This window comes from Sphingobacterium sp. SGL-16, assembly GCF_011043515.1.
GTDB classification, from domain to species: Bacteria; Bacteroidota; Bacteroidia; order Sphingobacteriales; family Sphingobacteriaceae; genus Sphingobacterium; species Sphingobacterium litopenaei.
Genome location: NZ_JAAKGQ010000003.1, coordinates 1 through 14887 on the forward strand (window position 1 = coordinate 1; position 14887 = coordinate 14887).

The window sequence follows — 14887 nt, forward strand, 5'->3', positions numbered from 1 at the left end:
TATTTAGACAAGCCTTTTTTATCGTAAAGAATAATCTTAAGCGTGAACGTCTTCTTGACGGAAAATTTTAGCTGTTAAGTATTCTCTGTTTAATCTTGCGATATTAGTCAATTTGATACCTACTGGACATTCAGCTTCACAAGCACCTGTATTAGTACAGTTACCAAAACCTTCTGCATCCATTTGATCAACCATCGCTTGAGCACGCTCATAACGTTCAGTTTGACCTTGAGGTAATAATGCAAATTGAGACACTTTAGCTGATACGAACAACATAGCTGAAGCGTTTTTACAAGCTGCCACACAAGCACCACAACCGATACAAGTAGCAGATTCGAAAGCCTCGTCAGCGATACGTTTTGGAATAGGAATAGCGTTAGCATCAGGTACACCTCCAGTGTTTACGTTTACGTAACCACCAGCTTGTTGGATACGATCGAACGCTGTACGGTCTACTGCTAAGTCTTTCAACACAGGGAAAGCTGCGGCTCTCCAAGGTTCGATTACGATAGTTTGACCATCGTGGAATGAACGCATGTGCAATTGACAAGTTGTAGTGCCTTGATTAGGACCGTGCGGACGACCATTGATTACCAATGAACACATACCACAGATACCTTCACGACAGTCGTGATCGAAATATATAGGGTCTTCACCCTTACGAGTCAAATCGTCATTTACGATATCAAGCATTTCTAAGAATGACATATCATCCGCGATATTGTTTGCTTGAATAGTCACGAATTGACCTGTTGATTTATCATTTTTTTGACGCCAAACTTTTAGCGTTAAATTCATGTGATTACTCATATCTATATATGATTTGAGATTTGAGAGCTTAGATGTGAGACAGAAGAAAATCTAATATCTCACATCTGATATCTCAGACCTATTTATAACTTCTTTGTGTTAACTTAACGTTTTCGAATACTAACTCTTCTTTGTGAAGAACTTCTGGTTGACCTTCTCCTTTGTATTCCCAAGCAGCTACGTAAGTGAAGTTTTCGTCATCACGTTTAGCTTCACCTTCTTCAGTTTGAGATTCAAGACGGAAGTGACCACCACAAGACTCAGCACGGTTCAAAGCATCGTCTACCATCAATTCACCTAATTCGATGAAGTCAGCTACACGACCAGCTTTTTCCAAAGACATATTCATTTCTTCGTTCTCACCTAATACGTTAGCATTAGTCCAGAATTCTTTTTTCAAGTCTTGAATTAAGCCTTTAGCTTTTGTTAAGCCTTCAGCAGTACGCGCCATACCACAGTATTCCCACATGATGTGACCTAATTCTTTGTGGATATCATCCACAGTCTTAGTACCACGAAGTGATAATAATTTGTTGATGTTTTCTTCTACCTCTTTACGAGTTTGCTCGAAAGCAGGGTGATTTTTATCAACAGGAGCGAAACTTCCTAAGTTAGCTAAGTAGTCACCTACAGTGTAAGGGATTACGAAGTAACCATCTGATAAACCTTGCATCAACGCAGAAGCACCTAAACGGTTAGCACCGTGGTCAGAGAAGTTAGCCTCTCCTAAACAGTATAAACCTGGTACTGTAGTCATCAAGTTATAGTCAACCCATACACCACCCATTGTATAGTGAACAGCAGGGTAGATACGCATTGGTTGTTTGTATGGATTTTCGTCTGTGATTTTAGCATACATGTCAAATAAGTTACCATATTTAGCACGTACAGTATCTTCACCCATACGGTTGATAGCATCAGCGAAATCCAAGAATACAGCGAATCCAGTTTTACCAACACCACGACCATCATCTACCATTTCTTTCGCGTTACGAGAAGCTACGTCACGAGGTACTAAGTTACCGAATGAAGGGTATTTACGCTCTAAGAAGTAATCTCTGTCCTCTTCTTTGATGTCAGCAGGTTTTAATTCACCTTTACGTAATTTAGCTGCTAATTCTTTTGTTTTAGGAACCCATACACGACCATCGTTACGTAATGACTCAGACATCAACGTTAATTTTGATTGGTGATCACCAGTAACTGGGATACATGTAGGGTGGATCTGTGTGTAACAAGGGTTTGCGAAGAATGCACCACGTTTGTGAGCTCTCCAAGAAGCTGTTACGTTACATCCCATTGCATTTGTAGATAAGAAGAATACGTTACCGTATCCACCAGTACACAATAATACAGCGTGACCTTCGTGTGCTTCGATTTTACCCGTTACTAAATCACGAGTGATGATACCTTTAGCTTGACCATCGATTTTTACTAAATCCAACATCTCGTGACGAGTGTAAGATTTAACTTTTCCTTTGTGGATTTGACGGTTCAAAGCGGAGTAAGCACCTAATAATAATTGTTGTCCAGTTTGACCACGTGCGTAGAACGTACGGGAAACCTGAGCACCACCGAATGAACGGTTATCTAATAAACCTCCGTATTCACGAGCGAAAGGAACACCTTGTGCCACACATTGGTCGATGATATTTACTGAGTTTTCAGCAAGACGGTATACGTTAGCCTCACGAGCACGGTAGTCACCCCCTTTGATCGTATCGTAGAATAAACGGAAAACAGAGTCACCGTCATTTTGATAGTTTTTAGCAGCGTTGATACCACCTTGAGCAGCGATAGAGTGCGCACGACGTGGTGAATCTTGGTAACAGAAAGTTTTTACGTTGTAACCAAGCTCTGCTAATGAAGCAGCTGCAGAAGCACCTGCTAATCCTGTACCTACTACGATAATAGTAAACTTACGTTTGTTGGCAGGATTCACCAACTTCATGTTGAATTTATGTTTTGACCATTTCTCGGCTAATGGGCCTGCTGGTACTTTAGAATCTAACATATCTTTATTTTTAAATAGAGATTACAAACCTTTGAAAAAGAAATACAATGGCATTGCAGCGAATGCAATAGGGATAATCACACCGAATACCCAAATACCTACTGACTTAACGAATCCAATATATCTTCTGTGGTTGAAACCTATAGTTTGGAATGCAGATTGGAAACCATGAATTAAGTGGAATGCCAACGCAGCCATAGCTACTACGTATAATAATACGATGAAAGGATTTTGGAATGTATAAGCTACTTGCTTGTACAAATCTTTTGTTTGAACAGTTTCTACACCATTGTTTTCGAAGATTTTAACACCATCGTAAGTTGCAGGTAATTCGTCTGAAGAAATTGTTTGACGGTTTCCTGTTGCTACTTCTGTGTTGTACTCGATGTAAGGTGTAGTACCGAATTTGTATTGGTACCAGAAGTTTTGCATATGTGTAGCTAAGAATACTAAAATAATAGTACCTAAGATACCCATATTGCGTGAGTTCCACTTACTGTTTTCATTACCTGCAGATTGGTTGTAACCAATAGGTCTTGCTGCCTTATTCTTTGTTGTCAAGATTAATGCGTAGACAGCGTGAATGATAATAGAAGCATAAAGTAAGTATGAAACTACTTTAATAGGAGCGAAGTGCGTCATGAAATACGCATAATTGTTGAATGCATAGCCTTCGTCATTCTTAAATAACTGTAAGTTACCAATCAAGTGGATTACCAGGAACGAACATAAAAATAGTCCTGTTAAGCTCATGATTAATTTCTTACCTAGAGAAGAACTAAATAGCGGCTTTGATTTACTACTCATTATCCTTTAATGTTTAAATTTTTCTTGCAAAAGTACCTAATCATTTATTAAAATGACTTTAAACACATAAAAAAGATATAATTTAGAATTGTTCTAAGTAATCTCTTTTGTAGATTAACACGTACCTTCATTTACCAAAAAAGGTTCACTTTATTCGGTGAACCTTTTAATTAAATAATATAGATTTTAAAACAAACTATAACCAACGCTGATAGTCCATAGATTTAAGGTTTGCTTACCGGCAGTTTCGTTTCTGCTGATATTACCTAAACCGTATTCATAACGTAAATCCACGATCAATTTACTGAAGTCAATTCCTGTCCCTACTACTAATGAAGAAAATTTATCTTTATAATTTTTCAATCCTTCATTTATAGTACCTGTTACGTTGTCTTTATACGAGTTATTTTCATCTACTACAAACGAGAATAATGGGCCTGCTTGTAATTTCAATTTAATAGGGCCTACTGGAAATTTAGTTCCTAATAAAATAGGCACGTCGATATTCGTGAATTTCAAGTCGCCTTTTACAAAGTCGCTTCCTGCATTATCTGCATCAGGATGAATAGTAGCACTTTTGCTCGTAAAATATGCCTCTGGCTGAATATGGAATTGATTTCCACCAATTCTTCCCCAAATACCTGCTAAATAGCCTACACTATTGTTATTATCAAAGATGCTTTTATCTGTTTTCAAAGTCGCGACATTAAAGCCTGCCTTTACCCCAAGCTTTAGATCTTGTGCATTTGCAGAAAATGTGCATGCACTAGCGACGAATAATCCTAATAATATTGCTTTTTTCATATTATAAATGTTATTTTAGTCAGTAAAATTATAAATTCATTCATTAAATTATGTCAGGCCTTAAAATTACTAATTTCGATTGGGAAATTCTTAAAATAAAGCTTCAACGCAAATATAATCATTTGTCTGCTGATGATCTTTCGTATAATGAAGGGGAAGAACGCCAACTTATTAATAGATTATCAAAACGTTTGAAACGTACCCAAGAGTATATTATCTTCACACTCTCAAAACAATTAGCAGATCTTTCAAGTAATAGATTGTAACAAGTAAAATGGAAATTAGTTGGGCGGATTTTGAAAAAGTTGATTTAAGAGTAGGAACGATACTAGAAGTGAATGATTTTCCAGAGGCTCGCAAGCCTGCTTATCAACTGCAAATAGATTTTGGTGAAGAGATCGGGATTCGTAAATCCAGTGCACAGATCACTAAACATTATACCAAGGAAGAATTGGTCGGAAGACAGATTGTAGCTGTAGTAAACTTTCCAAGAAAACAAATCGGAAAATTTATGTCCGAGTGTTTAGTTACAGGTTTTGCTGACGAAAATGGCGATATTGTTTTGACTAGTGTAGAACGAGAATTGCCGAATGGGGCAAAATTAATGTAGCATGAGAATATATAATTTTGAAGAGGGAGCAGAAAGTGTTAATGTAGATGAAATCTATATGAAGGAAGCTTTTAAGCTTGCCCAAAAAGCTTATGAAGAAGATGAAGTGCCAATAGGCGCGGTAATAGTATCTCAGGGTAAGATAATAGGAAAGGGATACAACCTCACAGAACGTCTCAATGATGTGACTGCACATGCTGAAATGCAAGCTTTCACAGCAGCAGCAAATTTTTTAGGAGGTAAATATCTAAAGGATTGCACCTTGTATGTAACCGTAGAACCCTGTGTAATGTGTGCCGGAGCTTCATATTGGACACAAATATCTCGTATTGTTTACGGAGCAAAGGATGAGAAACGTGGATATGCTTCTGTAAATCCGAAAATAATGCACCCCAAAACACTAATTACATCAGGTATCATGGAGGCCGAGTGTAGTGAGCTGATGAAAAGATTTTTCAAAAGCAAACGATAAACTTTTTCACAAAATGGCATTAAAATGAAACATTACGACTGACGAATTGTTATATTCGTATTGTATTTTAATATTAAAATTCGATAATTAAAAAATAAGTAACTATGGCATTTGAATTAGAAGCGTTACCATACGCAAATGACGCATTAGAACCACATATTGATAGAGAAACGATGGAAATCCATCATGATCGTCACCACCAAGCTTATGTTGACAACTTAAACAAAGCTATTGCTGGTACAGACGCTGAAAATGCTTCTTTAGAAGATATTTTGGCTAACATTAGCAAATACCCAGCTGCTGTTCGTAACAACGGTGGTGGTCACTATAATCACAAATTATTCTGGTCTATTTTAGGACCAAACGCAGGGGGTGAGCCTACTGGTGAATTAGCGGATGCTATAAATGAAGCTTTCGGTTCATTCGCTGAATTGAAAACTCAATTGCAAAATGCAGGGGCTACTCGTTTTGGTTCTGGTTGGTCTTGGTTAATCGTTACTACTGAAGGTAAATTAGCTGTAACTTCTACACCTAACCAAGATAACCCATTAATGGATGTAGCAGAAGTAAAAGGTACTCCAATCTTAGGTATTGATGTGTGGGAGCACGCTTATTACCTAAAATATCAAAACAAACGTCCAGCCTATTTAGATGCAATCTTCAATGTAATCAATTGGGATGCAGTAGCAGCAAACTACATAGCAGCTAAATAATTTGGATCTTATACAAGATTTGAAAAGGCGACATCGATGTATGTCGCCTTTATTATTTAATTTCGTGGGGATATGAAAATTTTTAGAATAATCATATTGAGCATTTCAATATTCGGTATGTTATCTTGTCAAAGCAAGGCCAAACTGAATAAGGAATACGTAAAAATAGAAGGAAGTAAAATGGAAAATAGAGAAGTTGCAATTTTAGCAGGAGGCTGTTTTTGGTGCATTGAGGCGCCGTTGTTGTTATTAGATGGTGTAGATACCGTAGTTTCGGGTTACATTGGTGGTGATGTGGAAAATCCTACATACGCTCAGGTTTGTACAGGAATGACAGGCCATGCGGAAGCCGTAAAAATAACTTATGACACGACTAAAATTTCATTTGATGAATTATTAGAAGTGTTTTTTACAATGCATGATCCTACGCAATTGAATCGTCAGGGTAATGATATTGGAACACAATACCGATCAGCGATTTTCCCAATTAACCAAGAGCAGGAAGAAAAATCCCGTTATTATATCAATGAATTGAATAAATCGGGGGCTTACGATTCTCCATTGGTTACTACAATAGAAAAAGCAGATAAATTCTATCAAGCGGAAGATTATCATCAAAATTACTACAATAACAATCCAAATGAGATGTACTGTCAGTTGGTAGCACGTCCAAAAGTCGAAAAAGTAAAGAAAGTTTTCGCGAATAAACTAAAGAACAAGTAGATTCGACGCATGAAACCGATTCAATTTACTGTTTCTGTTTACGGTGAAGGTGTTTTTGCTGTATTGGAAGACAAAAAAGAGAATTTTTACAACTATTATCATCGCCATGATGAAGCGCAGGTGACGTATATCCTACGAGGAAAAGGAACGATAATGGTTGGTAATGTCATGCAGTCTTTCCAATCTGGAGATATTTTCGTTCTGAAGCCGAATGAACCGCATATGTTTGATCGGGAAGTAGAAACAGAAGAAGAGAAAGGGGATATTCACGCCATACATATTTTTGTCAATCTCGAGCGGATGAAAAAATTGTATCACATCCCCGAATTTGAATCGGTTCGTGATTATTTGCAGGAATTGCATACCTCCAAAATGTTGGATCGTGCTATTTCCGAATCGATTATGCATTTTTTTACCAACCTTATGGTAAAGACGGGAATGCCTCGCTTCACTGAATTTTTACAATTGCTTCATGCTTTGACCCAGCATCGAAATGATGCCATATCATTGTATTCGGGAGTGCGTGATATGAGTTATTCGGATAAAGATGGCGTGCGCATAAGTCAGGTTTATAAATATACCTTTGATAAATACCAGGAGGATATTTCGGTGGATCAAGTAGCTTCTTTGGTGCATATGACACCTACTTCGTTTTGTAAGTTTTTCAAAAAGCATACAATGAAAACGTACATCACGTTCTTAAATGAGGTGCGCATTGAGAAAGCTTGTCAAATTTTACTCAATAACAAATCAGAAAATATAGCTGAAGCTGCTTTTCAAGTTGGCTTTAATAATATTGTTCACTTCAATCGTGTCTTCAAAGCGATTACCAAAATGTCACCAAAAAAATATATTCAAGCGCATAGCTTAGAGATATAAAAATTCTTTAAGCTATTATTTTAGTAAGTCATAGAATGCAGTAAGAATTCTAAACCTCGATTGAATCGGTTATATAGTTAGAGATTCCTCCTATTGTCGGAATGACGAGGTTTATTAATGTCATTTCGAACGGAACGGAGTGTAGTGAGAAATGTGAAATTTGGAGATTTAAACTTCAGTACTTCTATTTAGTACTTCATAGACTTCTCCTTATGTCGAAGTGACGCTAAAAAAGGTATCTGGACACCACTTTTTACTTTTTAATTTTGACTTCTTAATTTTACCTCGTAAACCTAAATTAGCTTGAATTTCAATAAAATTCAATTACTTATCTATTGATTTGATAGAATATGTTTATTCATGGATAAATAGAGTAAAGCCATGCGCATACTTTCTATGTAAATTTACATTCAAATAAATACGATTATGTTAAAAGGATTTTTCAACGTTCCGGCTCCTGTTAATGAGCCAGTATATACATACGCTCCAGGTACCAAAGAGCGTGCATTATTGAAAGCTGCAATTGCGGAAGCAAGAGCGCAAGAAATTGATGTTCCGATGTACATCGGAGGTGCAGAAGTGCGCACAGAAAATAAAGCTAAACTTACGCCTCCACACGATCACCAACATGTATTAGGATATTATTCTCAAGGTACAAAACAACATGTTACGGACGCTATCAACGCAGCATTAACAGCTAAAAACGATTGGGAAAACTTAGCATGGGAGCAACGTGCGGCTGTTTTCTTGAAAGCAGCGGAGTTGATTTCTACGAAATACCGTTACAAATTAAATGCTGCTACGATGTTAGGCCAATCTAAAAACCCTTATCAAGCAGAGATTGATTCAGCATGCGAAATCGTAGATTTCTTACGTTTCAATGTTAAATACATGTCTGAAATCTACCAACAACAACCTCCAGCAAATAGCAAAGGTGTATGGAACCGTGTAGAGCAACGTCCTTTAGAAGGTTTTATTTTTGCACTGACGCCATTCAACTTTACGGCAATTGCAGGTAACTTGCCTACTTGTGTGGCAATGATGGGTAACGTAGTGGTGTGGAAACCTTCAAATACACAAATTTATTCAGCTAATGTATTGATGCAAATCTTCAAAGAAGCTGGTCTTCCTGACGGTGTTATCAACTTAGTATATGTGTCGGGTCCAGATGCCGGTGATGTAATTTTCAAACACCCTGATTTCGCTGGTATCCACTTTACAGGTTCTACTGGTGTATTCCAAGATATTTGGAAAACTATCGGTGAGAATATCCACCGTTATAAAACTTACCCTCGTATCGTAGGTGAAACTGGTGGTAAAGACTTTATCGTAGCCCATTCTTCGGCTGATATCAAAGTGTTGAATACAGCTTTAGTTCGTGGAGCTTTCGAATTTCAGGGACAAAAATGTTCTGCTGCTTCACGAGCTTATATCCCTCAATCTTTATGGGGTGAGTTGAAAGGATTGATGGAAGCGGATATCAAATCATTCAAAATTGGCGGTACGGAAGATTTTTCTAACTTCATCAATGCCGTAATCGATGAGAAAGCTTTTGATAAAATCACAAAATATATAGACAGAGCAAAAGAATCAGCGGATGCAGAAGTGGTCATTGGTGGTGAATATGACAAATCAAAAGGTTATTTCATTCATCCAACAGTAATTTTAGCGAAAACTCCGGATTACGAAACATTATCAGAAGAATTGTTCGGTCCAGTATTGACTATCTATGTTTACGAGGATGCTAAATTCGAAGAAACGTTGAAATTAGTTGATTCTACTTCAATTTACGCATTGACAGGTTCGATTATCGCACAAGATAGATATGCAATTGAGAAAGCAACTTACGAATTGCGTAATGCTGCAGGTAACTTCTACATCAACGATAAATGTACAGGAGCTGTAGTAGGTCAACAACCATTTGGTGGTGCTAGAGGTTCAGGTACTAATGATAAAGCAGGTTCGATGATCAATTTATTACGTTGGGTTTCTCCACGTACGATTAAAGAAACATTTACTCCAGATACGGATTATAGATATCCATTTTTATCTGAAGAATAATATAGATGTTTGATTAGGTTGCGAAGCTCCGAGATTTTCTCGGAGCTTTTTTAGTTTATGGGATCTTAGCGAGGATTTATTAATCCAAAACATTATATTAGTACTGTATCGAAACCTAAAATTGATTCTATGTATTTAAAATTAATTGCATTAGAGTGGAAATCCCTGTTTAGATCTGCCAATGTGGGGAAAAGTTTAGCTGTAAAATTTTTCATAGGCTTTATTGCTGTATATTTTTTGGTTTCTTTTATTGGTCTTGGGATTGGATTGTACCCTATTTCAAAGAAATATTTTCCCAACGAAGAACCTATAGTTATTATCAATAAAATTTTGCTCCTTTGGTTTTTGGGTGAATTTATTCTTCGATTTTTACTTCAAAATTTACCAGCAGTCCAAACAAAGCCATTGCTTACACAAAGAATTAGTAGAGGTAAGATAGCCCATGTACTACTTTGGAAATCACTATTGTCATTTTATAATGTGTTGACGCTAGCTGTAGCTATTCCATTCTTCATAGTGAATTTGTATAAAAATGATTATCCTTTATTCTCTTTACTAGGTTGGTTAATCGCTCTTTTCGGATTTGTGCTAACATTGAATTTTCTTAATTTTTGGGTACAGCGAAGATTTTCTTCAGATCTCAAAGCATTAGTACCTTTTATTCTGATATGTCTAGGATTGATAGCTGTTGAATATTATAATATATATTCTGTAACTCAGCTTTTTGGAAAATATTTTAATCTTGTATTATCATATCCTGTTTTTGGAATTTTGCCATTTTGTTTATTAGCTCTATGTTATATACTGACCTATAAGGATGTAAAAGCTAATTTGTATTTAGATTCTTTAGTGAATAAAGAGCAAAAGGTCAATGAGATAGCCGATTTAAGCTGGACTAGTAAATTCGGAAAATTAGCACCTTTTATACAATTAGATTTAAAATTACTCTGGCGTAACAAACGAGCTAAAACCGCTGTTTATACCAGTTTTGGTTTTCTTTTGTATGGCTTGTTGTTTTATACTAATCCAATGTATGCCGATTCAAGCATGCTAATTTTTGTGGGAATATTTATGACGGGGATATTTATGATAAGCTTTGGACAATTTATTCCAGCGTGGGATAGTTCATATTTTCCATTACTACAAACCAGACCGATTACAATCAAGACGTACTTGGAAGCTAAGGCGATGCTAATGTATGTTTCTATATTGATATTAACCATATTGAGCTCGTTCTATGCTTACTTTGGTTGGGATAAATTATATATGAATGTGGCTTGTGCTATTTACAATGGAGGAATAAATATTCCAATCATTTTACTTTTTGGAGCATACAATAGAAAACATATTGATTTGTCGAATGGTAATATGTTTAATTACCAAGGGATTGGATTAGCACAGTGGCTTGTGAGTCTACCGTTATTGATTATTCCAATAGTAATTTGGTTTACAGTAAAATTTTTAGGCGGGCAGAATGTTGCTAATATGGTTCTTATTGGACTTGGAGTTATAGGATTTCTGTTAAGACAGATTATCTTAAATGTGTTAGTGCAATTGTATTCAGCGAATCGTTTTAAAATGTTAGAAGGTTTTAAACAAAAAGGTTAATCCATCAAAAATCAAAGAGGATGATAAACATAACAAATCTATCAAAGGAATATAATGGTGTCAAAGTTCTTGGCATTGAAAATATAGAAATCAAAAGAGGCGAAAGTGTTGGACTAGTGGGAAATAACGGAGCCGGCAAAACAACTTTGTTTAGTCTATTGTTAGATTTAATTCTGCCAAGCACGGGACAAATACAAATAAATGAAGTCAATGTACACGAAAATGACCGTTGGAAAAATTTCACAGGTGCATTTTTGGATGAATCTTTTTTGATCGGATATCTCACTCCAGAAGAATATTTTTATTTCATTGGTGATTTGCAAGGAATGGTCAAAGATGAAGTGGATGCTTTTGTCGCTAATTATGAGGAATTCTTTAATGGAGAAGTACTTAATAAGAAGAAATATATCCGTGATCTATCCAAAGGTAATCAGAAGAAAGTGGGGATTATTGGTGCTTTAATTGGTAATCCTGATCTAATTATTTTGGATGAACCTTTCGCGAATCTTGACCCAAGTTCACAGTTTCGTTTGAAAAAATTGATTCGAGAATTAATTGAACAAAGAGAAGTTACGATTATAATTTCCAGTCATGATCTTTCGCATACCGTAGAGATTTCGGATCGAATAATAGCCTTAGAAAAAGGGAATGTTATTAAAGATATTCAAACTTCTGCTGAAACGTTAGAAGAATTGAATGCGTTGTTTTCAGTTTAACATATAAGGCTTCGATCATCGAAGCCTTATATGTTATTTAGTAATATATAAATGTTTAACTTCCTTTCTTCCCGAAAAGTTTATCAACAACAATAGCAATAGCTCCGTCTCCCGTTACGTTACAAGCTGTTCCAAAGCTATCCATTGCAATGTATAGCGAAATCATCAAAGCTTGATTTTCAGCATTAAATCCTAACATTGATGTTATAATTCCTAATGCCGCCATAATTGCGCCACCAGGTACACCAGGAGCAGCAATCATCGTCACACCAAGCATACAAATAAAACCAGCCATCTGTCCAAATTCAATAGGCATACCTTGCATCAGCATCAGAGCAATCACACAGGCAACAATCTTCAATGTACTACCCGCCAAATGTATAGTAGCACATAGCGGAATTACAAAAGAAGCTACACTATCGGATATGCCAGTTTTTTTGGCTTGTGCCAAGGTTACAGGAATTGTCGCAGCGGAAGATTGCGTACCTAATGCTGTAAAATAAGCAGGTAGCATAGTAGCCAATAGCTTAAATGGATTCTTTTTAGTAACAGCTCCTGCTATGATATATTGAATGAGTAACAATATGATATGAAGAGCGAAAATCACCCCAATTATTTTCACAAATACATTTAATATCATAATTACTTTCCCAGAATAAGTCATGTCAAGGAATATTCCGAAGATAAACAAAGGCAGTAAAGGAATAATTACCTTCTCAATGATAAAGGAAATGATATTTTCGAAATCGTATGACACCTCGGCTAATTTGGAGTTTTGTAATCGCGATAATCCGATGCCTATTAGAAAAGCGAAAACTAATGCGCCCATGACATCAAAGAAAGGAGGTATTTCTAAAGTAAAATATGGGGTCAAACTTTTTCTTCCTTCTTCGATAGTCGAAACGGTTTGATTTTCTACTAATGATGGGAAAATAGATATGCTTGCAAAATAGGTCGAAAATCCTGAAAAAAGAGTGGATCCATAAGCTATTGCTACTGTGGTCAAAAGCATTTTTCCTGCAGTATTACCCAATTTTGCAATAGCTGGAATGATTAGACCTACAATGATTAATGGAATTAAAAATTTAAGAAGTTGGTCAAATAGTCCATTGAATGTTGCGAATATATTTCCAATTGCTTCAGGTATTACGCTGCCTAAGAGGATTCCTAAGGCGATGGCTATGACAACACGAAAAAGTAGATTATCAAATATTTTTTTCATAGCCTAAAGTACAAAAATATTATAAGTATAAGAGGGTGAGTATAAGTATTTAAATACGTAAAATGTTTACGAGGCATGTTTTGGTGATCAATAAAATATTGTATTAAAAAAGGTGTTTTTCCTGTTTTTTAAATTATTTTCTCTTTTAGTGATATTTATATATGAATTTACAGTAGTGTCCAAAATAAGGGAAAAAATGGCGGTGTATTTATATAGCAGGGATTGCTATATTTAATTCGCTAAAATTCCATCACCGCCATGGTAAATATAAACGTATTTTCTCAGATATTAGGACTAGTAGATCGCAATATTTTTAACAAATTAGTTCAACAATATCAGTCCGATAAACACTTTGCCCGGACGAGATGCAGCAGCTCAAAATGTAGCAGATGGAATTTATATTACTTTATTGACCATTAATGAAAATCCTTACGTAAAAGTTCCTTTTGTATATGCCCCTAATGCCGAAAATAAAATTACCAAACAGGATCCACCCATTATTTTGGAATTAGGGATTATGATATCCGCTTATTACAAGGACTATATAGAAAGTCTGAAAGCAATATCAAAGGTCATTCAAAAATTGGCGGATAAAAGAAAAAGTGCATCCTTATCTTTTGATTGTATTACTATATGTGCTGGATGAAGTAATGGGAAATAATCGTCATTCTTATTCCAATTCCATATCTCAATTGGAGTTAGCTTTTACTTCCTTATCTTCTGAGAGAATTCAGCGCATTATTAAGAAGTTGTATCATGAACATTCAATTACACTTTCCGAAGAAGATGTAAAGTATTATCTAAATATATATAGAATAGAGGCAAAATCTTCCACAGCAAATAATCTTCTTCTAGAAACTCAATCCATTAAATCAATCGATAATAATCACGAAAAGTCTGAACAACATTTCAAAAATTGTGGTTTAATTTTTCTTCATTCTTATTGGAATGAATTATTTAATAGATGCGATTTGTTAGATGTTAAAGCTTTTAAAGATGTAGAATCGCAAATCAAGGCGATCTACTTACTACATTATTTAGCTACTTTCCAAACCGAAGCTGAGGAAGATGAATTCCAATTTTTGAAAATACTAGTCGGTTTAAAGGAAGAGTTATTTATTCCGCCAATTTTTAAGTTAAATGAAAATGAAAAAAAGCTTTGTAAATTTCTCTTAGAAAATTTAATCAAAGAATGGGCCATTCTGAAAAGTACTTCGATAGAGACAGTTCAGCACAACTTCTTACAACGTAACGGAGTGATAAAGATTGAGGATAGAACAATCGATATTTATTTGGAAAAATCTGCTTTTGATGTATTGTTGGATCATTTTCCGTATAACTACAGTTTGATCAAATTGAAAAGGTTGGATAAGTTGTTGTGTGTAGTTTTATAAAGTAGTAGTAAAAGTAAAATGGCTTCTCAAGCGCAGTTGAAAAGCCATTTATAC

The 14887-nt window shown here is 35.6% G+C and carries 17 protein-coding genes; 12 read left to right on the plus strand and 5 right to left on the minus strand.

The genetic code is table 11. The annotated features are described in order from the left end of the window. Positions 1-36: 36 nt before the first annotated feature. The 4 genes from G5B32_RS01760 to G5B32_RS01775 all read right to left on the minus strand — a co-directional run bounded on the left by G5B32_RS01760 (position 37) and on the right by G5B32_RS01775 (position 4435). Positions 37-798 carry a succinate dehydrogenase/fumarate reductase iron-sulfur subunit gene (locus G5B32_RS01760; RefSeq protein WP_165289836.1) on the minus strand — a complete coding sequence of 254 codons (762 nt, stop codon included), beginning with the start codon at positions 796-798 and terminating at the stop codon, positions 37-39. A gap of 91 nt (positions 799-889) precedes the next feature. Further along, on the minus strand, positions 890-2824 hold the full coding sequence (locus G5B32_RS01765) for a fumarate reductase/succinate dehydrogenase flavoprotein subunit (protein WP_165289837.1): 1935 nt from the start codon (positions 2822-2824) through the stop codon (positions 890-892). Positions 2825-2845: 21 nt separating this feature from the next. Further along, a complete protein-coding gene (locus G5B32_RS01770; protein WP_165289838.1) occupies positions 2846-3631 on the minus strand; it encodes a succinate dehydrogenase cytochrome b subunit in 786 nt (261 codons plus the stop codon). 186 nt (positions 3632-3817) lie between these two features. Beyond that, a complete protein-coding gene (locus tag G5B32_RS01775) occupies positions 3818-4435 on the minus strand; it encodes a porin family protein (RefSeq protein ID WP_165289839.1) in 618 nt (205 codons plus the stop codon). A 50-nt stretch (positions 4436-4485) separates the two neighbouring features. Here G5B32_RS01775 and G5B32_RS01780 point away from each other — a divergent pair, with 50 nt between their 5' ends. From G5B32_RS01780 to G5B32_RS01820, 9 genes are all read left to right on the plus strand, one after another. After that, positions 4486-4701: a hypothetical protein gene (locus tag G5B32_RS01780; RefSeq protein WP_165289840.1), complete on the plus strand. Its 216-nt coding sequence runs from the start codon at positions 4486-4488 to the stop codon at positions 4699-4701. An 8-nt stretch (positions 4702-4709) separates the two neighbouring features. After that, positions 4710-5045, plus strand: coding sequence for a tRNA-binding protein (locus G5B32_RS01785; RefSeq protein ID WP_165289841.1), 336 nt, complete (start codon positions 4710-4712; stop codon positions 5043-5045). 1 nt (position 5046) lies between these two features. Beyond that, positions 5047-5517 (plus strand): nucleoside deaminase, encoded by a 471-nt coding sequence (locus G5B32_RS01790; protein WP_165289842.1) that lies wholly within the window; start codon positions 5047-5049, stop codon positions 5515-5517. A gap of 104 nt (positions 5518-5621) precedes the next feature. Then, positions 5622-6230, plus strand: coding sequence for a superoxide dismutase (locus tag G5B32_RS01795; RefSeq protein WP_165289843.1), 609 nt, complete (start codon positions 5622-5624; stop codon positions 6228-6230). Between the two features lie 96 nt (positions 6231-6326). Further along, positions 6327-6953, plus strand: coding sequence for a peptide-methionine (S)-S-oxide reductase MsrA (msrA, locus tag G5B32_RS01800; RefSeq protein WP_240898974.1), 627 nt, complete (start codon positions 6327-6329; stop codon positions 6951-6953). Between the two features lie 9 nt (positions 6954-6962). Further along, positions 6963-7832 carry an AraC family transcriptional regulator gene (locus G5B32_RS01805; protein WP_165289845.1) on the plus strand — a complete coding sequence of 290 codons (870 nt, stop codon included), beginning with the start codon at positions 6963-6965 and terminating at the stop codon, positions 7830-7832. 426 nt (positions 7833-8258) lie between these two features. Beyond that, a complete protein-coding gene (gene pruA, locus G5B32_RS01810) occupies positions 8259-9893 on the plus strand; it encodes an L-glutamate gamma-semialdehyde dehydrogenase (RefSeq protein WP_165289846.1) in 1635 nt (544 codons plus the stop codon). 129 nt (positions 9894-10022) lie between these two features. After that, complete coding sequence (locus G5B32_RS01815; protein WP_165289847.1) at positions 10023-11501, plus strand: DUF5687 family protein; 1479 nt, start codon at positions 10023-10025, stop codon at positions 11499-11501. A 20-nt stretch (positions 11502-11521) separates the two neighbouring features. Continuing rightward, on the plus strand, positions 11522-12217 hold the full coding sequence (locus G5B32_RS01820; protein WP_165289848.1) for an ABC transporter ATP-binding protein: 696 nt from the start codon (positions 11522-11524) through the stop codon (positions 12215-12217). A gap of 55 nt (positions 12218-12272) precedes the next feature. Here the strand turns inward: G5B32_RS01820 and G5B32_RS01825 are convergent, their stop codons facing one another. Next, positions 12273-13439 (minus strand): dicarboxylate/amino acid:cation symporter, encoded by a 1167-nt coding sequence (locus G5B32_RS01825; RefSeq protein WP_165289849.1) that lies wholly within the window; start codon positions 13437-13439, stop codon positions 12273-12275. A 258-nt stretch (positions 13440-13697) separates the two neighbouring features. Here G5B32_RS01825 and G5B32_RS17585 point away from each other — a divergent pair, with 258 nt between their 5' ends. Genes G5B32_RS17585 through G5B32_RS01840 form a run of 3 tightly spaced genes read left to right on the plus strand, consistent with a single transcriptional unit; the run spans position 13698 to position 14833 of the window. Continuing rightward, the gene (locus tag G5B32_RS17585; protein ID WP_165289850.1) at positions 13698-13859 is read left to right on the plus strand and encodes a DUF4372 domain-containing protein; all 162 of its coding nucleotides are present in this window, start codon (positions 13698-13700) and stop codon (positions 13857-13859) included. Continuing rightward, positions 13792-14085 (plus strand): Pvc16 family protein, encoded by a 294-nt coding sequence (locus tag G5B32_RS01835; RefSeq protein WP_165289851.1) that lies wholly within the window; start codon positions 13792-13794, stop codon positions 14083-14085. Before G5B32_RS17585 ends, G5B32_RS01835 begins: the two co-directional genes overlap by 68 nt. Continuing rightward, positions 14057-14833 carry a contractile injection system tape measure protein gene (locus G5B32_RS01840; RefSeq protein WP_165289852.1) on the plus strand — a complete coding sequence of 259 codons (777 nt, stop codon included), beginning with the start codon at positions 14057-14059 and terminating at the stop codon, positions 14831-14833. Before G5B32_RS01835 ends, G5B32_RS01840 begins: the two co-directional genes overlap by 29 nt. The last annotated feature ends 54 nt before the right edge of the window (positions 14834-14887 follow it).